The 23,952-nt window shown below is 44.1% G+C and carries 21 protein-coding genes; 6 read left to right on the plus strand and 15 right to left on the minus strand.

What is annotated here, in order from left to right; translation table 11 throughout:
• Positions 1-5: 5 nt before the first annotated feature.
• The 6 genes from EAG18_RS07175 (at position 6) to EAG18_RS07200 (ending at position 8,223) form a co-directional block, all read left to right on the plus strand.
• Positions 6-1,955, plus strand: a complete 1,950-nt coding sequence (locus tag EAG18_RS07175; RefSeq protein ID WP_125251698.1) for a Hint domain-containing protein — start codon at positions 6-8, stop codon at positions 1,953-1,955.
• A 57-nt stretch (positions 1,956-2,012) separates the two neighbouring features.
• On the plus strand, positions 2,013-3,254 hold the full coding sequence (locus EAG18_RS07180; protein WP_125251699.1) for an internalin: 1,242 nt from the start codon (positions 2,013-2,015) through the stop codon (positions 3,252-3,254).
• A gap of 11 nt (positions 3,255-3,265) precedes the next feature.
• Complete coding sequence (locus EAG18_RS07185) at positions 3,266-4,105, plus strand: GEVED domain-containing protein (protein ID WP_125251700.1); 840 nt, start codon at positions 3,266-3,268, stop codon at positions 4,103-4,105.
• An 11-nt stretch (positions 4,106-4,116) separates the two neighbouring features.
• A complete protein-coding gene (locus tag EAG18_RS07190; RefSeq protein ID WP_125251701.1) occupies positions 4,117-5,625 on the plus strand; it encodes a hypothetical protein in 1,509 nt (502 codons plus the stop codon).
• A 105-nt stretch (positions 5,626-5,730) separates the two neighbouring features.
• Entirely contained in the window at positions 5,731-6,867 is a 1,137-nt protein-coding gene (locus EAG18_RS07195; protein ID WP_125251702.1) for a hypothetical protein, read from the plus strand.
• Positions 6,868-7,485: 618 nt separating this feature from the next.
• On the plus strand, positions 7,486-8,223 hold the full coding sequence (locus EAG18_RS07200) for an AraC family transcriptional regulator (RefSeq protein WP_125251703.1): 738 nt from the start codon (positions 7,486-7,488) through the stop codon (positions 8,221-8,223).
• Here the strand turns inward: EAG18_RS07200 and EAG18_RS07205 are convergent.
• From EAG18_RS07205 to EAG18_RS07280, 15 genes are all read right to left on the minus strand, one after another.
• On the minus strand, positions 8,220-9,698 hold the full coding sequence (locus EAG18_RS07205) for a hypothetical protein (protein ID WP_125251704.1): 1,479 nt from the start codon (positions 9,696-9,698) through the stop codon (positions 8,220-8,222). The two genes, EAG18_RS07200 and EAG18_RS07205, sit on opposite strands and share 4 nt — an antisense overlap.
• Positions 9,699-9,962: 264 nt before the next feature.
• On the minus strand, positions 9,963-10,718 hold the full coding sequence (locus EAG18_RS07210) for a hypothetical protein (RefSeq protein WP_125251705.1): 756 nt from the start codon (positions 10,716-10,718) through the stop codon (positions 9,963-9,965).
• Positions 10,719-11,388: 670 nt separating this feature from the next.
• The gene (locus EAG18_RS07220; protein WP_125251706.1) at positions 11,389-12,702 is read right to left on the minus strand and encodes a hypothetical protein; all 1,314 of its coding nucleotides are present in this window, start codon (positions 12,700-12,702) and stop codon (positions 11,389-11,391) included.
• A gap of 93 nt (positions 12,703-12,795) precedes the next feature.
• Positions 12,796-13,185: a DUF4280 domain-containing protein gene (locus EAG18_RS07225; RefSeq protein ID WP_125251707.1), complete on the minus strand. Its 390-nt coding sequence runs from the start codon at positions 13,183-13,185 to the stop codon at positions 12,796-12,798.
• A 2-nt stretch (positions 13,186-13,187) separates the two neighbouring features.
• On the minus strand, positions 13,188-14,783 hold the full coding sequence (locus tag EAG18_RS07230; RefSeq protein WP_125251708.1) for a hypothetical protein: 1,596 nt from the start codon (positions 14,781-14,783) through the stop codon (positions 13,188-13,190).
• A gap of 5 nt (positions 14,784-14,788) precedes the next feature.
• A complete protein-coding gene (locus EAG18_RS07235; protein ID WP_125251709.1) occupies positions 14,789-15,847 on the minus strand; it encodes a type VI secretion system protein IglI family protein in 1,059 nt (352 codons plus the stop codon).
• Positions 15,834-16,679, minus strand: coding sequence for a type VI secretion system baseplate subunit TssG (locus tag EAG18_RS07240; protein ID WP_125251710.1), 846 nt, complete (start codon positions 16,677-16,679; stop codon positions 15,834-15,836). Before EAG18_RS07240 ends, EAG18_RS07235 begins: the two co-directional genes overlap by 14 nt.
• Positions 16,672-16,911 (minus strand): hypothetical protein, encoded by a 240-nt coding sequence (locus EAG18_RS07245; protein ID WP_125251711.1) that lies wholly within the window; start codon positions 16,909-16,911, stop codon positions 16,672-16,674. Before EAG18_RS07245 ends, EAG18_RS07240 begins: the two co-directional genes overlap by 8 nt.
• Positions 16,908-18,458 carry a type VI secretion system baseplate subunit TssF/IglH gene (gene iglH / locus EAG18_RS07250; RefSeq protein ID WP_125251712.1) on the minus strand — a complete coding sequence of 517 codons (1,551 nt, stop codon included), beginning with the start codon at positions 18,456-18,458 and terminating at the stop codon, positions 16,908-16,910. Before iglH ends, EAG18_RS07245 begins: the two co-directional genes overlap by 4 nt.
• 4 nt (positions 18,459-18,462) lie before the next feature.
• Complete coding sequence (locus EAG18_RS07255; RefSeq protein WP_125251713.1) at positions 18,463-18,891, minus strand: hypothetical protein; 429 nt, start codon at positions 18,889-18,891, stop codon at positions 18,463-18,465.
• Positions 18,888-19,232 (minus strand): GPW/gp25 family protein, encoded by a 345-nt coding sequence (locus tag EAG18_RS07260; protein ID WP_125251714.1) that lies wholly within the window; start codon positions 19,230-19,232, stop codon positions 18,888-18,890. Before EAG18_RS07260 ends, EAG18_RS07255 begins: the two co-directional genes overlap by 4 nt.
• Positions 19,216-20,673, minus strand: coding sequence for a type VI secretion system baseplate subunit TssK (gene tssK, locus EAG18_RS07265; protein WP_185745566.1), 1,458 nt, complete (start codon positions 20,671-20,673; stop codon positions 19,216-19,218). The genes EAG18_RS07260 and tssK overlap by 17 nt, the downstream gene beginning before the upstream one ends.
• An 83-nt stretch (positions 20,674-20,756) precedes the next feature.
• Positions 20,757-21,332 carry a hypothetical protein gene (locus EAG18_RS07270; protein ID WP_125251716.1) on the minus strand — a complete coding sequence of 192 codons (576 nt, stop codon included), beginning with the start codon at positions 21,330-21,332 and terminating at the stop codon, positions 20,757-20,759.
• Between the two features lie 28 nt (positions 21,333-21,360).
• Positions 21,361-23,340 carry a type VI secretion system contractile sheath large subunit gene (tssC, locus tag EAG18_RS07275; RefSeq protein ID WP_125251717.1) on the minus strand — a complete coding sequence of 660 codons (1,980 nt, stop codon included), beginning with the start codon at positions 23,338-23,340 and terminating at the stop codon, positions 21,361-21,363.
• Positions 23,337-23,936, minus strand: a complete 600-nt coding sequence (locus tag EAG18_RS07280) for a type VI secretion system contractile sheath small subunit (RefSeq protein WP_125251718.1) — start codon at positions 23,934-23,936, stop codon at positions 23,337-23,339. Before EAG18_RS07280 ends, tssC begins: the two co-directional genes overlap by 4 nt.
• Positions 23,937-23,952 lie beyond the last annotated feature (16 nt).

The following is a 23,952-nucleotide window of genomic DNA, read 5'->3' on the forward strand; positions in this document are numbered from 1 at the left end:
ATAATATGAAAAAGTTTAACAAAAAGATATTCATTCCGCTCACAGTCGCGCTGGCCGTTAGCAATGCAGTCGCAGCCAATACTATCAACGAGTCGCACTTAGACAGTAGCATTGTGTCAACTCAATCAGGGCCTGCTGCTTTATATGGTCAAGCAGTTACAACACCCGATAAATACGGGATCCGTAAATTAGACATGAGTAACCCGCTTCATTATAAGTTGGCTACATCACGCCTCAATCAAGCTGGGCGAAAAGAAAGTCAGTTCCCACAGCTACATAAAACACTGGAGGTTGCCAAACAGCAACATCTCGTAGCAAAGACAGCGAAGTTGACAGCAACGCCACCACCGGTGAGTGAATCGGAAGTTGATATTATCAAAGAAGCACATTTCTTTATGGATATGAACTTGGCTATTTCAGCAGATACCAATGAGCCTTACATCATTGTCAGAGCAAAAAGCACACGGTTTGGGGGCACAAAAGCGACTTATATTGACCTACTACTTGAAGATGAGCACGGTAACCAATTGGCACCAGCGGGGTCTACATTGAATGTGCTTGACGGTAAAGATACCACAGCTGTTTCGACTATTTCACTTAAGTCTTTAAAGAAGCACTTTCCAAACATCGACACTATCTATGCTAGCTCTTTTGTAGAATTAGAGAATGAAGATGGCACCATCAGCTCGACCATAAAATATACTGAGTACCCATTCTCATGGGAACACGCTGAGACAATATATGGCGTGGTTGCTAAAGACAGTGCAAATAAATCCAATGTAGCAGAAATGGGTATTACGCCCGCTCTTTATGATGGTCGCCCTCAATACAACGCAACGGCACCAATAGATAAAAATAACGACGCAGTAATTAAAGTTTGCTTAAACCGCCAACACTCAGACTGTGATTACATGCCAGATCAAGTTGGCGATCCAAATGAAATCACCGATGTAAATATTCCGTTCAATGGTGAGCTTCGTGTCCCTCATGAAATTTTAGAGATCTACCCTACTGAGGGCGCGTTACCAAATGGTATTGATGAACCTACTAATATCTACCTCCAAGAGGGGGTATACGGTGGGGCAACAAAACAAAGCTACCGAGGTATCGAAAATGCAATCAAGCAATTCTCTGACTATCTAGACGTGGAAGTCGATCCGGTCAATAAAGAATCCATTATTCGCTGGAATATCCCTCGCAACGAAGGACGCTTTGGCAACGCTAAGTTGTTTTCCAATATTGCAACAGCAAACTGGTACATGACATTTGCAGTTAAAGGGAACCCATATTTCAAAACAGGCCGACGTGGGCCGGTGGCTTTCCAAGTTTCATTAACGTCTGAGGCGTCAACGCGTTTTGGTAACTTCTATAGTGAAGTACTACCTATGATGAAATTGGGTTATAGCTGCCTGGCAAAAGGTACGTTAATCACCATGGCAGATGGCTCTCAGCAAGCCATTGAAAATATCGGTAAAGGAGATCTTGTGCTTGGGGCATTGGCTTCCAACGCAAATGTGAAAGAGCCGATGCAAGTGGTCGATGTGTCAGTCGGTATTGAAGCTATCAAAATGTATCGCATTAAAGGTGCAGATGGCTCTGATATTTTAATGACAGAAACACACCCAATCTCTACGTCTAACAAAGGCATAGTGTGGGCAAAAGAGCTTAAAGTGGGCGACCGTATTTTGACTGAAGAGGGTTCTGTACTCGTCACAGACATAGCCAAAGAAAAATATAAAGACAAGATATACAACTTAAAACTTGCGCCAACAGCAGAGTCTGTATTGTCTGAGTCTCGTAACTTTGCCATGTTTGCCAACGGTATGGCGGTTGGTGATTTAGCAACTCAAGATGAGTTTAACTATAAAGATCAGGAAATTCGCATGTCAGAAGAAGAAATCCTGCAACGTCTTCCTGAAAAATGGAAAACAGATTACATCAATAGTTTGAACTAATCACTACCCGGTGACCTTTCTGCTTGAAAGGTCACACTTCTCTGTAAGGAATTCAATATGAAATTTAGTTATTCTCCATTGGCACAGGCCATGGGGGTGGTGGGACTTTTTGCCTGTAGTTTGTCAGCAAACGCAGCCGATACCAAAGAGTTCACTGCCCAAAAAAACAATTCAAACCTAGATTCGGTAACATTGGGCACTGCATATCATAGCGAAAAAGAAGGCTTTTATGCGTTGCAAAGTGTACAAGGAATGGTTGATGAGACCTATGGTAACACTGAAATGGATTTTGTCGTTGGCGTCGACATGAGTTATAGCCAACTCTCTAGTATGTTGGATGGTAACTTAGGTGCAGCGCTAGATGTTCCCGTTATCAAAGTTGGAGTCGGAGCCAGCTACGCCAAGCAAAACGCCGCTGATAACTACACCGGTACTTATACTCTGTTTCTTTCTTTGAAGCCAAAAAAGCGCATGTTGGTTGCCGATCCGCAAATTGGCTTTCGACCAACTCAAGTTGCATTGGACTTAGCAAACGCCAATCCTGGCGACAAATTTAACAATATTGGTAATGAGTTTGTATCAACGATTGAGTATGGCTCTCAAGTGATGATTAACCTCAAATTTCAATATAAAAATGATGAAGATAAGGTGAAATGGGGAGGCCAGCTTGGTGTTGACTGGGCCGGCAAAGTCAGTGTTAGCGGTAAACTACAAAAAGTTGATGAAGACGTAAAACGTAATATTAAAATCACCGTTTCAGCGTTGCAGCTTGGCGGTGACCCTACTGAGCTACTGAAGGTGATCCCAAACCAGCTCATAAATTGTACGATGGAAAATCCTACACCATGTTTTGATGTGTTCAAAAACAGTATTGACTACATCAAAACCAACTATGTCACTCAATTTGACACTTTAGACAAATATAACGTCAGCCGTGTATTCACTGAAAGCTATACCGATTCGGGGCCAAGTTTATCTGCATTGGTACCAGATGATATCTACCCTGCAAAAAGTATCTTAACCAAACTGGCACTTAAAAATATGAGCGATGATTGGGTGCAGGCGATCCTTGATAACCGCCGCGCGGACAACCTCCTGAATTACTATGCAAGTGAGCTCAATAACGCACACCGCACAGCATTAGAAACCATTCGTGATAATGCGTTATTCAATTCGTTCATCCTTGCTGACGCAGTTGATTATTGTAAACGTAATCCAATTGGTAATTACTGTCGCGATAGAGAGCTACAAACCCGTGATCGCGTTCATCAGTATGACCGCAAATGGCTAGAATTATAAGGAATAAGACTATGTTAAAAGTCATGCTTACCAGCACATTTATTGCCTCTGTTGCGGCCATTACTGCGCCGACCGTACAGGCAAATACAACGCTATTTGAATCCCGTGATGTGTTAACTCCCCAGCAGGCGCTTGGGCGTTTCCAGTGGTTAGAGAAATGCTATCCGGGGTTACTGGTGGAGGTCTCTGACAATATATTTGATCCCACAACCCCAATTCCCAACGAAGAAAAAATTGCTAACCTCAAAAAAGTCATGCTGTATAAGAACAGCGCGCTGAGAAATGATGCGAAGTACATTACCTTTGGGGATGAAGACAACGCCAACCCAAAAAATTGGTTTGCTGGCATATCTCCAACAACTTCCTGCTTACAAATTCCTTCAGATTACCGTATCAGCGCTGTAATGGTCACCCCAACAATGCCTAACTATTGTGAGACTCGTTCGCGCGAGCGCGATTATGAACACATCAAATCGGTGAAGTTTTCAAATCTCGATAACACCAGTGGTAATACTTTCTACAGTAATTATGTTGGTGATACGGCAAAAATATATGCGGACAAAAGCTACCAGCTGACACTTACTCCAGGGTTCAGTGATGCTGAAACATACCCTGAAACTTGGCATGTTTTTATTGACTGGAACCAAGATGGTGACTTTAAAGATAGCAAAGAGATGCTATTTGCAGGTGTCTCTGAACAAGCGCTACAAGTTGAAATCACTCCTCCGACAGGAGCGAAGAAAGGAATGACAAAAATGCGCGTAACTATGGACTACTTAGGTGGCAGTAATGACGCATGTAAAGAAGTAGACTCAGGTGAGGTAGAAGATTACCTCCTTTACGTGAAGTAATAGGTGGCAACATGAATTTATACAAAAACACTATCGTGGCACTACTTGCAAGCTCAGCTCCATTTGTTTGGGCTGAAACCAACTTTGTAAATGAAGCCGCATTGATGCAAAAAGCACAAAATGTAAATACGTTTCAAAGTGAAATACCCGGCTTGATGAATGATCACGTGGTATTGGGTACCGCGTTTAACAGCGACCAGAAACGATTTCTAAATGTACAAACTGTTGCTGGTGAAACCGTAGAAACTCTTGGTAATACCCGCGTACAATTCGAACTCGTTAATAACGGCAGCTACGATGAAGTTCTGCGCCAACTAAACGGAAATGTTGATGTTGATGTAGGCTTTCCCGTCATTCGCGTCAAAGCTGGAGGCCACTTAGCTAAAGAAATGTCCTCTACTGAGTTTTCAAATACTTACACCTTTCAGGCATCATTAACACCGAAAAAGCGTGTGCTCATGCCAGCCGATCCTAATATCGGTTATACCCTGACTCCATCAGGAAACACATTAGCCAATGAATATCAAAGCAAGCTAATGAGCATGGCTGGCGATGCGTTTATCAGTGAAATTGAATATGGTGCCCAGCTACTCATTAATATGAAAATTGAATATTTGAGTGAGCAGCATAAGAGCGAAATTGGCGGTTACTTAGGCGTCAGCTACGGTGCTGGAAATATAGGGATAAGCGTTGATGGTAAACTTAACTACATAGATGAAGACCTCAAAAAGAGTGTCCGAATTACCGTCAGGGCGTTACAAAAAGGCGGTGATCCGAAACAACTGTTGAGCATCATTCCAAACAATATTATCACCTGTTCGCTTGATAACTATGAACCTTGTTTTACCTTGTTTGAGCAAGCGGTAAATTATGCAAAAAATGACTTTGGTGATCAGTTTAATGCGTTATCTGATTACAACGTAGTGCGTTACAAAGCGACTCCATACGAGATCAGCTCACAAGATGTTCGTCGTTTAGATTCTGGTAATAAAGATATTCGTTTTGAAACGACCTACCGTACTTTGTGGCTGGAAGATCAATTTAAAAAGTCAGTTAATCATGAACATCGTGCTAGAGGCGTACTTGCACAATACGCCAGTTGGATGAATGATGAGCAAAGACAAAAAGCGCAAGGGGTGCAGACCGCGGCGTATAACAATGCGTGGATCTATGAGCAGTATGCCAGAATTTGTCGTGATAACCCTTATGGTACAGCATGTACAGATGCCTGGAATGATTATCAAAATACCTGTAGTGGCAGCGGTGTTGGCTGTATTCAGAATTACACGCTGGCTGATTTGAATATTCCTTCAGATAATATGACGCAATATTTCAAATGTGAAAATGCGCGAGAAGCAACAGCAAACTTCGGTGTCGAGGAAAATCACGTTTCACTCGGGTTTAGACAGCTTGGTTGGGCACCTTCTTTTGTTGATGCTAACGACCCAGCAGCTGGAGTGATGGTGTGGCTGCCATGTAAAACAGCGCTCCCCACCTATGGAACTGCTTTTGAGAATTAATAGCTAATACTCAATTGTTCACTCGGGCGAAAAGTAGTATTCATTTTATTGAATAATGCTATTTCTCGCCCTTTTCCACAGCAAACCATTTACAGGAATTTATGTATGCACTTAAGATCCATACTAATAGTGTTCTGTGGCCTGTTGARCTCTACAGCAAATGCACACACCTACTACTCATTAAACACAGCAAAAGAAACGCTAGGTCAAGGGTTCGAACAAACGCTTGGCATTCCCTTAGAGCCCTGTTTGGATGGTCAATGGCAATTTCAAGGCGGCAGCATGGGCGACTTGGCTTATCGTGGCGATTTTGACTCTGATACCATGATCAATACCATTACTGGTAGTGTAAAGGCTGGTATCAACTTGGTTATTTTTGGTGGCTCAGCCAAATTTTCCATGCGCAGAAAAGTAACCAAAAATAGAAATTCAGCAGCTTCAGCGGTCGAGTTAACTTATGAAAAAGGCAGCTACAACTTTGAAAATAGAACTACAAAGCCCAACATCTCTGACCTATTGAACACCAGCCCCTCTGAAGTCAGAGGTCGCTGCGGCGATAGTTTTATCCACAATATAAAGCTAGGTTCTCGTATTTATGTCACTGCAAAGCTTCACTTTGCAGATCAAACCAAATACGAATGGTTTCAAACTAAAATCAAAGTAAAATTTTTATTTTTTAGTAAAACATTTACCAAAACAAAAGTGTTCCAAGATGCAACCAAAGATGCTGTATACACTATTCAAGTAAATACCGACGGTGGCATGACACCAGAGCTGGCAAGGCTAACTAAAAATGGCACAATGCACTGCAAAACCGATAATCTAACTCCTTGCATAACATACGCAGACAACTTATTTAGCTATTTGTTAGATGGTGGAGATTATGTAGACGACCTTAAAGATGAACATTTAAACGTTTTAAAATACGAAGTCGAAAGCTATGAGGATTCCGGCCACTATGACCTAGCTTACGCAGGCCAACCAGCAATATCAGAGCGTTATATTGCTCTATCGGCTCGACTAAGGGGTTATCAGGACCTGGTATACGATGAAATTGAACGCTTAACTGCTTTTAGAGCTGTATCTGAGGATCCCAGCGAAATTGCACAGCTCAATACTCGCCTTCAAGCTCGAGAAAACCAGCGTATCAGCTTAGAGCAAGCGGGAGAATACTGTGCAACTTTACCCGGCACAACCTTATGTGAAAATAGAGTTGAATCAGCCATCGCCACTGTAGATTAAATCATTGTGTTTTTAAATTGTGATAATAAAGTACGTGTTGCCAATTCTGGTCATCACGTACTGTTATGATTCAAAAAATCCGCACACTATTCTAGGTGGCATTATTACTACTCACTCCCCTCGAACAGAGATATCTAATGGCAAGATGAATCGCCCCTGCACTTTGGGCTAGTTATACAGTCAGCTGACCTGAGGTAAACTGATGCGCCACACTCCCCTTGCAATATAAGCAACAATAAACGCTTAATTAATTATTAGTTCTTATTTAATCAACATGTAATAGGGTGTAATTGATGTTGGGTTTTTAACAAAATAGACTAGAAAGCCTATTTAATTTGTTACTTTTGCCACTATGATATTGCGCTAAATTCAGCCAATTAACAACTACGCGAATTAAGCATTAACTCCGACAATACCCGGCTGAAAAATAGTAAATATCAACAAGCTCATAAAATAGAATATGCAGTCTTTTTCTGCCTATTGAGCAACCTGGATTGTAATCAAGCAAGACAGAGTGCGAAGTACAGGTCATGTTGAGAGGAAAAGGTGTATACCAAAAATGCAGAGCCCAATATATGCCTGATTAACTTTAATATCAAAGCACACAGGGATATTAATATGTTGGTATCACCACAAGGATTTAGCACTGTGCATATCAGTGATAAGGAATTTAGCAAAAAAAGCTTTACTGTGACACCCGTGGCATTTTTAATTGATGTCGTTGCAAAAACCAAGATCGTCGCCAGTGCTATGTTGGATAAAGTAGTGGCCGGTATTCAAAAAAAATTTGGCTTCCTCGTACCTGTAATAGCTATGGTTAGCGAGTCGTGTGGGCATAAACAGGTGCTATTTGATCGGGGCGCGCTGGACTATGTGAGCTATCCCCTAATTCCCGCAGAGCTACTACATCGGCTTAACTGCCTTAAACACTTACTGACCTTTAAACAGGATGCCGGTCTAAATAGTAAAGATCTGGGAAATAAAAAAGCGCGTCTGGCGAGCGAGGCGGTTGAGATTTTGCGCGCCAGGTTGTCTGAGAATATCACTTTAGCTGAGCTGAGTACGACCCTCTCAACGAACAGAAATACCCTGGCCGAAGCGTTTAAAACACATATGAATACATCGATTTTTAACTGGCTGAGAGAGCAACGAATGCTCAAAGGCGCACAATTATTGGCCGAAACGTCGTTAAGTGTGGTACAGGTTGCAGAGCGCGTGGGGTATACCGATGGCAATAATTTTTCTACTGCGTTTAAAAAACAGTTTAATATGTCGCCTTTGAACTATCGCAAAGCGCGCCAATGCAGTGCCACAGCGCTGTATGGAAAAAATAGCATAAACCGATTGAGCCTTTAATGTGTTGATTGTAAAAACTGTCTACGCGCCTCAAAGCGTGCTGCTGGTACATACGGCCAGTAGTCTTCGTTGCATAAAACCTGCGTAAAGCCGCTCAGATCGTTTTTGACTATGTATTCTTGGATCACTTTGCGGCTAAGCGGTGTATAGTGCCCGCAAAAGTGTAAATCGCCGACCATTGCCTTAATCTTGCTATCCAGTGCGCGCCAGTTTACCTTGCCATAGGCCGCCACGCAGTCGGATTTGGCACAAATACTTCGCACCTCCTCTTCAATAGAACGCCAGACTACCTCAAATAGTTTGTGCTGTACTTGTTTACTCAGCCTAAGCTGAGATAACTGCTCAACCAAGATAAACCGTTTCACGTCTTCGCCAACTAAACCCGCCGCTTTTGCCAGCACACAAGTCGTAGCAAAGTCTAATCCGGCGCGGGATAAATCATAAATGATCTGCTCAGCAGAGCGGTCTTTACAGTCATACCCCCTCACCAGTATCAGCCCAGCGTTATCGCCCGGCGCGCACAAAACGCCTTTTTGGCAACAAGCCTTGCGGGTATGTTCCTGCCACCAGGTAAACTCACTGGGTGAAGTGGTCATATCAACCTCCGGCTGCACTGATGGTGCCGGTGCATCAATTTCTTCCATATCAGGCATAGCGGGCTCTATGTGTGTCTGATCATGTGACCAAGTTTGACCTGAGTTGTCTTTCGAGCGAAACAAGCCCAATGCCTCAATACCCGTGACCACATGACGGTAAACAACCTGTAGTGCGCCACTCAGACGCTTTAACCCTTTTACTAAAAAGTGCATAAGCAAAACCGTGGCTGCGGCGCCTAAACAAGCAAGTAAAGGTTTATCGATATCCAGCATGAACTGGCTCTTTATGCCATGCAAGCGCTCAATCGGCAGATAGGTACATAGCACAAGCCCACTGCTCGTGCCGATACTCAGTTTTACCCAATAACAGGAGGTAAACTCGTCAAGGAAACGCATACTTTTTAGATAGTGCCCAGCAATTGCCCAGCTGGTGGCCGCAGCCCCACAGCTGGCAGCGCACAGATAAAGCATAAAATTAGCTAGCCGTGGCCAGCCATACAGGCTGGACAGCGTTTGGTTTAATGTCGCACTGGTGACATAAGGTGACATTGCCAGCGCGCCGACACTGAGTAAACAAACCAGTAGTACCAGAAGCAACTGGCGCACCAGCGGGATTGCCCCTAAAAACCTTAACCAGCTGTTTTCATGCGCTTGGATCAGTTCAATACAGTCAGGCTTTGCTGGGGCTATCAACTCAGTAAGCTGTTTGTGCGTTTGCTCAAGCTGCGCAGTGTCTTGCTCTGATAACCTCTCACCATTTTGCTGCTTGCATGTCACAGCAGCGAGAAAGGCATTGGTTTCGGGATTAACCGCGATACCCTGCATACTGGCGTAGCGGTGCATCGCGTTGAGTTCATCAATACGTTTGTTTATTAGCATATTAACTTTTAATTTTTGGGTTCAGGGATATGTTTTTGATTAAATTACGTTATGAGTTAGTTTTAGTGAGCTTTTTTGATTTCCCTGGAAAGAGAGGGGTGTAAGCAAAAGCGTGTTTAAACCCTTAGGCCTTTTGATGCCTTTGTCTGCTTACTTTGCGAAAGCTTCAAGCTCTTTTTATTCATTTGCATCTGCCTTTCCTTAACTCAATGTAGAGTATGTTGTGATAGGCAGCTACACAAATTTAGCTACAGTCTCGTATAGCTATAACTGATAAGGCTCTTTGCCCTGCTTTTCTTTAAAGTGTGGTTGTAAGAGTTTTCTTTGTTCTAATGTTACTTCCCTTGTAAAGTTGGAGTTTAGTATTTTATTTTTTAAAAGGCTAGAAGCATCACCATCGTGTACATTCCAGATGGGTAGTTCATAGTCACCGTAATAATTTCCAAGGTCTAATCGCATGCGCAAGTATTGGGGAGTGCATTCATCGGATAGTACTAAATGGTTGCAAAGCTTCTGAAGATCGTACTTGTATTGATTGTTTATCTCCAGGACATCTTCTATAAGGTAATCCCAAACTTTAAGCCCTTTCATGTCTATGCTTGTCGAGCCATAGGTCGACTCTAATAGTTTGTTTTTGATAATTGTGCTGATGTGCTCAGTACTGAGTTTTTTAACAACACTCAGTCCAAATATGTCGAACCTTTCTCCCCAGAAGATCTCAACCCCCATGCTGGGAGACTTAAAATTGGTGAAGTTTAAAGAAAATGCAATACTCTTGAGCTCCCTCAAGCCCGATTCTTTTTCTGGCTTTAGTTCACTAAATCTAAATTGTAGGTTATTAATTAATGCAGGAATTAGGGTATCTATTGAAGCTTTCATAGTTCCGTTAAACTGAACTTCATGTTTGTACTGAAAAGATTTTACTGTTGTAGCTTTACTTCTGCTTATGCGGACTCCGCTTTCAGCACTGTCCATCAAGGGTTTTGTTCTCTTCAAAATATCTATTAGCAATTTGTACATAATATTTTTCTCTTTTAAAATGACCAGCTTTTTTCTACTTAAACATTATTCTATTTTCAATGAACTTTGATTTTACCGATCTGTCATAGTCTGCACTTACTGTCTCTAGTGTTTTTTCGACTACGGCTCTGCCTATAACTATTCATATCTCCCACATCTTGGCGTGTGATTTCTGGATGTAAGAGTTRTTTTACTTGTTCAAATAAGCGGCTTTGATTAACTTTGAGTGCCAGCAAATAATCCGCTTCTTTTTTATAATTTGCTTCACAATCTCATTTTGGCAGCCCATAGCATCAATGGTCACTATACAACCTTTTAGCTCGATCAGCTGAAGCGACTCTGGGATCGCGATGATTTCATTGGACTTCTAGTCAGTCTTGCATTGGCCTAACGGCACGCCGTTAGCTAACGTTATAAATTTACGTAACCAAGATAGTGTATCATGGGCAAAATCTTCGATTTCTTCCCAACCTTGGCAGCCTGCGATTACGGCACTGATAGTTAGAAACAGAATATCGAATAATGGATGTTGTACTTTGCCTTACCGGCGTGGGTCATCAATGGAAGAAAAGTGTTCAAGCAACATATTGGCTGACATAATTCGGCTGCTTAATCTTAAAAGTATTGGAAGATCATAAATTTATGTCAAGATAAAGTTCATAACCTTGCCCTACATTCCTTTTGGTCTCCATCCATTATGAAAAACACGACACAGCATTGATGGGTGATCGACTGCTACGTGCTTACCAAACAAGCCGGTACTCGCCTGAACAAAGTTTAATGCAGAAGGCTGATAAACAATGACATCGTCAGGCGGGGATATTACATTAGACTGCATAAAGGTAGTAAATTTTTCAGATCCACTTGATGCTGGTGCAAATGTGAAAGTATTTTCTCCATACTTTATATTTCCTCCAACACTAGGTAAGTTTCTCGCAGATAATGCACTACTAAAATTGGTGTCACCATGAAATGCTATGTATTGTGCTCCTTTTGATTTAGGTTGATTAGCATGACTTTGGAATGCTTTTATGCAATTATCCATTAGCTCTTTATTCCCTGCTGCTTGCTTGTTTGGCAGATGCACAATGAGTTCTTTTGACACTCTCTGTTCTTTAGAGTTAGATTTAATCAAGTTGTAACTCACAGATATACATTTAGTATTCAACACATTATTCACATCAACCGATTCAACACCTACGGTATAAACCTTTCCCATATCTCTTCTAAGATATGCAGTCATATTCTGCTTGATTTTGCTATTAATATCGCTTACTTTCATATCATATAAATAATTGCACCCACCATGATTTAAATTGAATTCTTCTGGAAATTCACGAGAACCGCTTTCGACAATAACTATGACATGAGGTATATCCTTAAATTCAAAAAAGTCATTTATAAAGCCATTAAAATCACGAGCTTTAGTTATTTTATTTTTATTAATCAATACATCTTTATATTTAGAAAAAATACTATCAAAATTAGAAGGTTTTTTTTCAAGAAAATTAAACATTCTTGAAGTTGCTTCTTTACCTAGCATTAATTCACCATACTTTTTACTGAAGTTTGCGGAGGCTTCAGTCGAGATTACCGCTGTTTTAGTAAGCCAACCATGCTTTTCTTTTATTAAATTCACATCATTTCCTTTGTATATATAGCTCCTTGAATTAAGTGTGATACTTTCCTCAATTATTTTTCCATTTTCTAATCTCCCTGATATACTGTTACTTCTAGGTCTTTTTGTTCCTACTTGCACATTCCCCTCGGAAGCTTTTAACTTTTCTTTAGTTTTTAACTTTTCTTTATTTTTTACATAGCGCTTACTTATCTTCTTTGTTATTTTATTTTCATTGTTAACATCTTTATTTTCATCTTTCTTTTTATTCTCATTTTTCTTTTTATTTACCACTTTATTTTGAAAATTTCTTTTCTTTTTACTACTTCTCAGTCTTCCCAAATATTTATTTTTTGAATCTGGCATTTACCACCCCGAATTAAAAATTTATTAAAAATTTATTAAAATAGATATACTAATTATTAGAAACCTAATTAAAGCTATACTTTTGATTAATACTCACCCCTTAACCTGCACAGGTATTTGCCCCGGGCTGGTAACGCTGATCACCCCAGCCCACATGCACATCAACTTACAGCTGTCGGTTAAGATGGGCTTATTGGCGAGCAAAACCGTTGGCGCACTGGGGATCCAGGGAGCAGGTATCGAAGGCATACAGGGCATGGGGGTGAGTACCCCAAATGCAGCAGCTGTTGCAGCGGCCACCGCCGGATTGGCAGGCGAGTTACACATGCCAAAGGGCAGAATATTTTTAAAGGGAATGTGGTCCATAATATTGGCCATCGGGGTGTTTTGTATGACCTTGTTTTCTGGTGTCACTATCAGGGTTGAAGGTGCCATTCCGCATGAACATTGCAGTACTGCCCCCATTGCTACGGCCTGTGCCATGGTTAGTCTCCGTCTGCTTCTTGTGTCTGAATGGTAATTTTTCCGTCCTGCCACTGCATCAGTTCTGTGTCTTTGTCTTTGGTTCGTTTGATACTGAATACGGGCTTGTCGTCCTGATACTCATGTTTAATCGCAGTCTGATCTTTGTCATTATTGCCCAGCAGCAAATGATTTCCTTGGGTGTTCTGCTCCAAAAAAACCGAAGCGCCCCAGTCCAGTACCCGACAGATTTGTGCTTCAAACAAGCTTATTTCCAGCAGTACTCGGCACCCTTTATACAATGGAAAATAAAAATGAGGGGGCAGAAAATCAGGCCGAAATAATAGCTTAATCTCCTGATCCCAAAGCGGAATATGAACACGGTACTGGTTTTGTTTGGTGCTTTCATCCTGTACATATTGGTAGCTTTTGTCCTCGTCAGCACCTGGCTCAGAGAGGATAGTCCCTTCAACAAAACATGGCTCTGGTAACGGGGCCTCACCATCGCTGCTGTTGTCTTGTTGGTGTTCAAATATCCCCTGATACTCGCACTGATATTGAGTCGCTGGCATATTAAGATCATCCGGCGCGTTTTGCCGGGTGGCGGTGAGCTTAATCCCGGTTTTGACTCCCTGATAGGGTTGTTGATAGGCCAGCGAAATGTTACTCCAGCCTGGGTGCTTGAGCTCTAATCCCACACCCGGGTAAAGCTGATTTACCGGTATCGCACGCAGTGTAAACTGAAGCTTTGCCATTTGAGGTGTACTATGCCTGAGCTGTAACTTTTTCTGCGTATTTTCGGTGTCGGTGAATGGGCTACACATTAGCCGGTCATTTTTAATTCCCTGAACAAGCGAGTTCTGCGACAGAGGAATGATTTTTGCCTGCGCACTATTTGCATTCAGCAGATTTTGCGACTTAATATCCACTTTGGGGTAATGGACTTTAAACCTCGGCTTATCGGCCGGAAGTAAATCCAAGTTATCCGCTGGGCGTACCTTGTCATCGGTTATGGTGTAACTATGCTTTTTATAATCATAGCGCCAGAAAACGCCCTGTTGTTTCAGATAATTCAATACAAACTGGTAGAAGCACAGATCCGTTGCCCCCATCGACAGGCAAATCAGTGGCTGAACTTGCTCTAATATCTGACTGCCAAACTGAATATTGAGCGCATCGGTTGTTTGGGCGCTGATCACCTCTTTCATGGACTTACCCACGTACAGTTCACATGGAAAATGCTGTTGCCACAAAAACTGTGCAGCATCAAAAAAGCGACACTGATATTTGCGATACAGCACCTTGTTGCCCTTTACATCCCTAAAGGTCTGTTCATAGACAGAGCGCTCAGCCACCAGCGCCTTCAGTGTCAGGGTGTCTTTGTCCGGATTGCTCGAATCCTGGGTCACCCCCAATGTCAGGTCAATCAACTGCTCGCTGGTAAAGTCACTGATGAGGGAGTCATTGTCCGACTCGTCCGACAGCCAAAAGTGAACTTCTCCGTTAAAGCCTTGTTTACCTAAATTAAGCTGACAGAACTTAATGTTGCCGCCGGCCACCGTGTGGGTTTGTTGCTTAACTGTGAGTGTCAGCGTAAGCGCTACTTTGTCAGTAAACATGATGATTACTCGTAGAAAGAGTTGAGTTCTAGCGCAATAAAAGCGTCTAGATCCATCTGATACAACTCATTCAGCGCATCAATGCTCGCTTGCTGAGACAGCGCCATCTGCGCTTCCATCAAGGCCTCTCCATGACTGATTTGTGCATGTACAAAAGGACCAAATAACGTCGGAAAATAAAGACGTGGATCAAAGTTTTCAATAATGTGCGCGATGTCTTCTTTAATGATGGCAGCTTTGAGGTAATCTTGTTGCTGTAGCAAGTTTTGAAACACAGTCATTTTTTTGAGCAGCAGTGCCAGAGCATGTGATGTTTCTGGCTGTGCAAATGAGTTGCTCTTAACTGGCAAGTCACTACCGATTTGGGGCTTTGTAGTCGTTTGCTCAATATCCTGCTCGCTCTCATCCTCTGACACAGACGCCGAGTGAGGTGCCTCAACCATGCCTGGTGATACGTCTAACAACGCAATTTTTTCTTGATACATTTTCAGGTACATGACAGCGCTTAGTTCAGTTCCATCTAGATATTGCAGCAGCCCTTGCGTAAAGTCCTCGATTTCTTCCAGATGTGCACTTAGCATGTCCGTATCTAACTCATCAACAAGCTGCTGCAATGTCGAACTACTTTGCGTGAGCTGAAACCCCAGTTTGCGAGTGACTTTTTTAAATAACAGCGCCAGGTTGAGGTCAATTTCCGCAAGTGCAGCTTCCGCTGTAAACGTGTCCGGCAGCAATTGATGACGGTGCTCAGTGAGTAACTCTGCCAACAAGGGAAGCAAAGCGCACATTCCAGCCCGGCAAAGCCAAAGGTCGCTGGCATACAGATACAGGCAGATCACCCTGATATCGCTGCATCCCTGAGAGAATAACGTCAGACAAGTTTGAGTGACCGCAGGTAATGCCCGAATACGCATGTGTTCGTCAATTGGCGCTAACACCGTCTGGTCAAAATCATCAGGATAAGAGTAAGACCCTTGCAACGACTCATAGACCGCAGCGTAGACTTCTCGCTCTCCCATGCCCTCTTCCAGATCGTTTAAGTGGTTTTGATTATGATTGTTCACTCGACCTCCCGTAGCCATGGGTTTGTCCGTAAAACAGCGTTACTTTACCCGCCTGTTGTGCGCTGCCCAGTGCGTGAAAGCCAAGTGGGGTCATAAAGCCCGCATTACCCGTTTTTAATGGTCTCAGCCTGCCTTGGAACCGCACTTCTAGATGCAATGATAGAGGTGCTAGCAAAGGCAGAATGTGCAGCCGGAGCCGCCGTTGTAGCTGCGCTATGTCAAAATGCTTGTCCTGCTCAAATAAGGTCACAACAATCCCTTCTTCTTTGACAAAGTCGGTATCACCCAGCAAGTAATGGTTACCAGTCACGACCTGACCTAACGGGGTTCTGGCAAGCTGCTGTACTTTAATTTTTTGGTTGGGTTGCGTGTGTATGTGGTATTCGGGATAAACGTAGTCAAACACACTCTGGATAGTGCGCACTGACTTGAGGTTTGTCATTGCCAGCGCTTGCGACTGATAATTGTGCCAGTGACCAAATGCACTGTGATCGAACTCAGGGAACAGGCTGTGCACCAGCTGTTGCAATATAATGTGATCAAAGTAGCCAATAAAGTGCCTGAACTCCTCAGCGCGATCCATCAGGGTGTCTCTCAATTGCAAAATATATCCAGGCAGCGGGCTTTGCGGGCTCAGCAACCCCAGATTCAGACTGATCACCACGGCATCTGAAGTAAATTCTATCGTTTCGACAATGCGCTGCTCAGAGATCAGGCTGTCGTGACTGGCAAACCAAATGTTGCTGTAACCCAGATGCCTGAGTAATCGCAATAACGCAAGTAAGTCAAAATGCTGAATATTGTCTTTGATCTGTTGTGCTGTTTTATCCATGAGTCACTTGCCTAAGTACACAAACATCCAGAAAGTCTTCGAGCAGTTGCAGTTGCTCAATCAGCTCAGTCTGCGCAGTGCCGTTTTGGGAAGACTCAAACAGCTCGTTGCTTAGCATCACCAAGCAGGCCTTATGCGCAGGCTCTAGGGGGTAGTCCAGTTTGCTGATATCTTGTTGAAGCTGACCGATAAGCTGTGTTAACAGCGCTGTATCGCACACGGGCGCTGTCATACTCTACGTCCCTCGGGATTTGCTTGTTGTAGGTGTAAACGAATGTGCTGAACCCCAAACCAGTGATTAACCCCCACCTCAAATATCCGGACAAACAGACGAGCGGTTAGCTCACTGGCATCGCCATAGCTGATGAGCATCGTAAAGTGCGCCGGATCTGAGGTTGCTTCAACCCCTCTGAATCCGAGTGTGATAACGTCAAACTCGCGCGCCAGTTGTGTGGTAAAGACATAAAAAAGCTCGGTCAGATGCTTTGTGGTAACCACCTCGTTGCTACTAATAGCTAGCAAATACATGGGTGGTAAGGCACTGTTTTTATGAGCTAAAGCGCAGGCCTGCCGAGCTTCGTTTAATGACCAAGTTACACCGGGAAGTTCCATTTTATTCGGTGTTGCCGTCAGCTTATGCCACAGCCAAGGGCTAAACGCTGGGTTATGTCCGTTGGCATGGATGCTGACGGTGCGCGGCTCGGCAAAAGCATCAGGCAGATTAAGATCCAGATCCCAATGTTGCTGATCATTTTTTGTCAAATTATAGGTGTTGTCTGCCTGACTGAGCAGTGAGGGCAATAAGGGCAACTTCTTATCGCCCAGATGCTGAAAAACCCCATGCACCGAATGTATCTCAACCTCTGGTTCGTCGCCAACAATGGTATATTGCGAGCGAGTGCCATCACACCAGATACTTTTCGCCTGAGTTTGGTATAAATTAATTGCCGGTGTGCAAAACAGTCTGAAACAGTCTTTCGACAGCGCTGGCAGCGTGCGGTGCTGTTTTAAGTGAATGTTCAGATAGAAACTATGCCAGTGCTTAGGTGCTTGCTTGATTGACAGTGCCAGACAAAAGTAAGCATAAGGAAAGTGCAGCAAGTTGCGAACGGTTTCTATAGGGTGCATCCCAAACTGACATTCAGGCTGGCGAAAAACCAGTGTACAGGGGATGCGCTGCGTGTCGTTATCAAAAGTCGCTTCAAGGCGAGTTTCTTCGTCTTGCAACGCAGTGAGCAACGCCAGTGTGGCATTAAAGTCATTGCACACATTCAGATAAAACGGCAGCTCTGCGGGCGCCTCGTGCATCTGGGTGAAAGCGTCAAACCTCAGCCTGAGCGTCTGATCGGTTAATCCCCTCGGCGCACAGTCCAACTGGCTGAGCTGCACAGGCTGCAAAGCAAGCGCATTGCAGGTGCTAAACATGGCGGTTTTAAAGTCTTCATTTTGTATCGCAAACGGGGTTCCCGCCTCAATTTGATAGCGCATCGTCATTTTTGCATCTGGATGCGCCTGAATAATGGTTTTTGCCGGCAGCGCGGTCGCCATGTAGGGGTGGGTCTGTATCAATAACTGCTGCTCATGACGGCGCAGTGAAGACAGCGCAGCCTGCTGAGTATGCGCGGTGCAATAGGCAATGGCCTCTGTCAGCCGTTTGAGCTCTGGGTCGTCCCTGTCCAGCGCTGCGGTAGCAAACGCACTTTGGTACTGAGACCTGAACTGCTCCAGGCCTTGTAGCTGAGAAAGATAAATTTGATGGATATGATGACTATCAGACATGTATTTAACCTTGCTTTATCAGCGCGCCTTTGATGTTAGTGATGCTTTGCCCTTCTAGGGTCGTCATATTGCCCTTCACGTTCACCTGCGCATTAGCTTGCGCCTTGAAGTTGCTGCCAGCCTTAATACTGGTTTCTGATCCGCTTTCAACCGATACGCTGCCACTGGCTTTAAGGGAAAAGTTTGTGCAGCTCATTTCAATCGCATCTTTATGCATCGACAGCACACTCTTTTTACCGTCTACGTTAATGCTCAGTGAGTCTGCGGTTTGCGTTGTTTGCGTGGTCGACGAATCGTTTTTACTGATGAGCGTGATACTGGTATTACTCAGTTGTATCTGATGCTCGTCGCTAGAATCTTTATTTTTAACATGCACCGTGATCCCTTCACCCTCGTCTTTGCTGAGCTCAATGGTGCAGATCAGAGTACTCATATTATCGGCCCGCGTAGTTGCACCCTAAATTGACAAGGCGTGCCGTCAATTTCGCCGCACAGCAAAATGCTCGACTCGCGCGCGTCTAATTCGTAGCGCACGTCTGTCAGGCTAAAGCGGCTTTCCCAACGATTTATCTGGATCCTGATATGCTCACACAGGCTTTGCATCAGTTGCGGTGAAAGACGCTCACCTATTTCACAGGGGATCCCATAATCAAAATCGAAATGGCTAAACCCAGCCGTGGCATTAAGCAGGACTGTAAGGTGATTTTTCACCGCATCGGTAACCGTATGGGCGGCATAAACCGGCTTACTACAAAACTTACCGACGAGCCGCATAGTTTTTGGTTTCCGTTATAAATTCAAATAGGTAGCCCCTGAACTCACTTTGCCCATAAAAGGCGAAACTGTGTGCTTTAACGATGTTATGCCACTCGCCATCTTTATGTACCTCATAGTATTGTGCGCCGCAATCATATAGGCGATTCTTGTTCAGCCGAGCCAGCACTGTATCGCTGGTAACCTGAGTCAGCTTCAGACTTTCAATAGTATCTGGGGTGGCACTGCGAAGTCTGGCTTCTGAACTGACCAAACTCGGTACCGGACATTGTCCCACCTGAGCCTGACTTTCATGATAAATGGCCAGATAAAAACGTGTGTTTTCTTGTGCTGCATCGGCATCAACCGCGCAGGAGTAAATGCCGTTGGTTTCGCGCAAAGCACTATGGCGGTAGCTGTATTCTTTGAGGAAAATCACCTCATCCAGCAAGTCAATGAGTTTATCAAACACCTCTGCCAAGGCATTATGGCGATAGACGATAGCATCCGTGTGGGGCAAGCCATTGCGATAAAGTTTACAGTCGATATAAAACGCTTCGAGCTGACAGAACAGCTCATACGGGTGCACTAACACCTCGCTGTCGGTTTGCGTGATGGTGTTGAGCATTCGCTGCGTTTTATACAAGCTGCTTAGCAAGCTCAGCTGATGTGTTTTGATCACCTCTGCCGAGTGCTGGTCACTGGCATCTCTTTGTTGTTGGCACTCAATGGCTGACAATGCCGCTTGCTGCGAATTTTTAGCTTCGATAGCTTGTAAAATCGGCTCTTCGAGTTCTGTTTTGAAGCAGGTCAGGTACTGTTGTAGTTTCTGAGCCCGCTTAGCAAACAGTGAGGAGTGTGATAGTACCAGCAGTGGCGGTAAGTAACGCTCATCTGGCAACCAGTTTTGTGCGCTATTCTTTGCAAAGTGAACCAGTTTAAACTGATGGATCTGGGTCAGTTTTGCGCGTCTGGAGAGCATTTCAATTTCTGACGTGGCCTCGTCTCTAACGTTTGGCACTGAGATAACCTCCAGCACATAGCCTTTGCGTACCACATCGTCATTTCCGGGCGCGATATTGCACTCAGTATCCTGTTGCAATTCAAGTCGAATATCTTGTGCGGTCAGAGCATTGTGTTCATAGATATTGATGTACAGATCGGCACAAACGGCGCTTTTAGGCAGGATCACTTGCCCTCGGTTAAACAAAAACTCAGCATTGGCGTTAAGCTTGATGAGCTCCCCTGAGGGTAAAATGCAACAAAACTCCGAGATCCCCACTATGTCCTTCGCAGTTTCGGATAGGTCTAGGGCCAGCTGCGCCAACCCATAAAAGGGTTTACCAGTCAGACTGAACCTGATTGAACTATCGGTTAACAGAGCAGTTTCTTGTGCGACAAAATGTTCCGGCAATAGAGTTTGCCCAAGCTGCCAGTGGACCTGAGCCAGTTCTCCCAGCATGTATCTCTCCAGATGTAAAATATTAGAACCAGAATATAAGGGAGCAACCATGCAGAATAAGTCGCCCCTTGATGCAGAGCGGGTTATTCAGCGACGCTGACACCCCATTTCTTGACGAACTTAGCACTGGTATTGACGGCAAAGTGCGCTTCCTGCTCTTCCTCTGTTGGCATAACGCCCAAGAAGAAGCTAAAGTTTTTTGGCGAGACCACATCCTCGGCCTGATCCAGGTCAACACCAAAGTCCAGTTCGCCGCCGTTTTTGGCCACCAAACCATTCAGGTCGGTTTCATTGGTGTGGAAGTTAGGATAGAACTTCTTCTCTTTCGGGTCATAATCGTAAATGACGAAAGAAAATGACACACTGGTATCGCTCATCGAGGTATGTTGCAGCAATACACTGCTTTCCTTGTTGTCTGTAGAAATGCGACAGGCGAACATAATAGGGTCGGCGTGTCCGCCTTCCCAAAAAATATTTGAGATAACACCCACCACTTTGACCTTGTCGCCACTGATGTCTGTGGGTACAGTGACCGCCAAGTCTTTTTTATATTCTTTGTCGCCAATTTTCAGTGAGGTAATGTGACCTACCTGTATTTGCGCATCTTTTTGAAAGTTAAACCCCTGCTCAACGCTGCAAGCCAGATTTGTTGAAGCCATAATAGTCTCCGCAATAATAAGTTAAGTTTTAAAGTTGTGTTTCCAGTCTCAGCTCGGCATCCAGTCCTTCAAACTGCAGATGAGGAGAGACACTAACGGTGCATTTGTACCACCCGATGTCCCCTTCTTGGGCAACGGTTTCAACATTAACGGCTTTAAATGGATAGCTTCGCAGGGTCAGGTCGTCCGGGTTGACCACCGTCGTTACGTAGTTGTTCAGCCAGTTACTGATGGTGTTGGTAATGTATGGCGCATCGGCCGTACCACCTATGTTGTCGCGCATAATACATTTGATGTAGTGAGCGATTTTGGTAATGGACAGTGTGTAAGACAGGTTTGTAACCAGCTGGGAGTTTTCTGTGTCTCTTGGGTCTTTAAAACGCTTGGGCTTTTTGATCGACTGGCAAGAAAAGAAGCACGCGTTAGTGGTGTCTTTTTGGTACACCAGCGGCATAAACCCAGCTTTGGCAAACTCTAGTTCACGATAATCCGGCATCACCAGCTCAACCGGTACTTTGGTCAGAGTCAGACCATTTTGTTTAAAGGTATGACTGGCAAGGTTGGGTATATGGCCACCGTTTTTAGGGCCGCGAACAGTCTGGCACCAGGAGGTCTCTTCATACGAATGCACAATATTTCGGGCAAATAGCATCGCCGCATTGGCCCAAGTATAATGGTGATGGTCGTCGACTTTCTCCGTGTAGTTGAGACCCGGCACCGGGTTATCTTCAATATGATAAGGCGCCCTGATCATGAACCTTGGAACTGTAAAAGCCAAATAGGCGGCTTCATCCGAGTCTCTAAATTCGTTCCACTTAGAGAACTTGCCCTGTAGCATGTGTGATTCTAAGTTTTTAATTTCCGCCAACTGGTTGATGTCGTCCTGCCCAACAAAAAACTTAGGGCCCACCGAAGACACAAAGGTACAGTGTGACGCATTGGCAATTTTACCCATGGTTCTTAACCAATTTATATCGCGCTCGCTGTTTTCAAACTCATAAAGCCCTATCATGGCACTGTAAGGCTGACCACCGTACTGATCGTACTCTTGGGTATAGAGCTTTTTGAACAAGCTGCTGTTGGCGATATCGCGGCGGTTCTCGGCAAAGTCATCTTCCAGCTCTTTTTTAGTGACATCGAGCAGATCAATCTTAATGTCTTTAGAAAAGTCCGTTTGTTCAATGAGGTACTCCAGTGCGCGCCAGTTGGCTTCCAGATGCTGAAAGGCAGGTTCATGAAGTACATTGTCGAGCTCTTTCTGAATTGCGTTGTCTATCGCCGTGGTGTTATTGGTGATGTTTTCTTTTAGCTCAAACAGTAGTTCTGCACCACTTGCGTCAGCAGCTTCGCTCTGCGGTAGGCAGCCCGTGTGGCTCAATGCCGCAATTTGCATCAGTAGACGATCTACCTCTGTTTCTTTGATGCACAGCTCAAACATCGGTTTGTCTTTGTCGCCAAGGAGTGCCGGTGTCCAGGTAGCTAATATGCCGATAGAATCCAGATATTCAGGTAATGCTTTAAGCGCTTCAATGGCTTGTGTGACTTTCTCGGGGTCGCCGCTCTCAACAGCCGCAACCACTTTATTATATGCTGCTTCAAGTACCTTCACTTTCTCCTTATCGCCAACAACTTTGGATAGCTTCTTCAGGCTTTCATCAAGATTATTGTCTGCCATAGCCAAAGAGGGCAAGGCAGCCTTCAGATCGTCGATATTAAATAGTAGCGTATTCCCTGCTCCATCATCAAAATGCGCCTCCACCTTACCGAGCGCAGTGAAACACTGCTGCCAAGCCTCTTTATATTGTTCTAGGTTTTCTTTGCTAGGATCTTTTAGCACACTGGCAAGAGGGCTGACAGCCAGTATCAATGCATCAATGGTCAGTTTCTGCTTCTTTTTGGCTAACAAAACTTGTACAGTCGATGAAGGACTTGCGCTCTCTTCCTTGGTGATGAGGTTGACACTTTGGAGTACGTCATCAATAAAATTGGTTGCGGTTTGATCGCTCATCGTAAATCTCCTTCGCTCTGCTCAGTTTTTGGGAGGTAAATGCCAATAATTTCTTTCAATTCGTCTTGCACCGTTTGTGAGTTACTGGCGGTCAGCAAGTCTTGCAGTGCCTGTCGATAGCGCTTGTTGTTGGTCAGATTTGACATCACTTCATTCAGCAGGCGCTTGATTTCAAGTTTGTTTTTGATCTCCGAGCGGCTGTTTTCGAGGATCCTGTCGGGGCTAAAAGCATCCAGATGGGTAAACTGAAGATCACCGCCTACCACGCTTTTAACCCGCAATAACTTCATCACTGGGTTATATTGCTCAATGGATGTCAGCTTAGTGCCGTTTTCGCTGTGCAGCTTGATATCGGTGATTTCTGTTGCATCAAAAATATGCCGTTTGTCCAGTGATAACCGCTGACCTTGCTCATCGGCCTGACCGATTTGCTTTTTGGCTACAGTGTTTTGTTCATGACCTGAAAAACCAGAAAAGTCGCCGGCGATAAGGATCCGCATCGGCAAAGTAATGTCTTCTGGTACACCGTTAATTTGGGTGCGATAACGCAAGGTTACGCGGGATTTAGGCATATTCTTATCATCTTGAATGGCCATAAAAACTCCTGTTTGT

The sequence above is a fragment of the Pseudoalteromonas sp. J010 genome (assembly GCF_003934235.1).
GTDB classification, from domain to species: domain Bacteria; phylum Pseudomonadota; class Gammaproteobacteria; order Enterobacterales; family Alteromonadaceae; genus Pseudoalteromonas; species Pseudoalteromonas peptidolytica.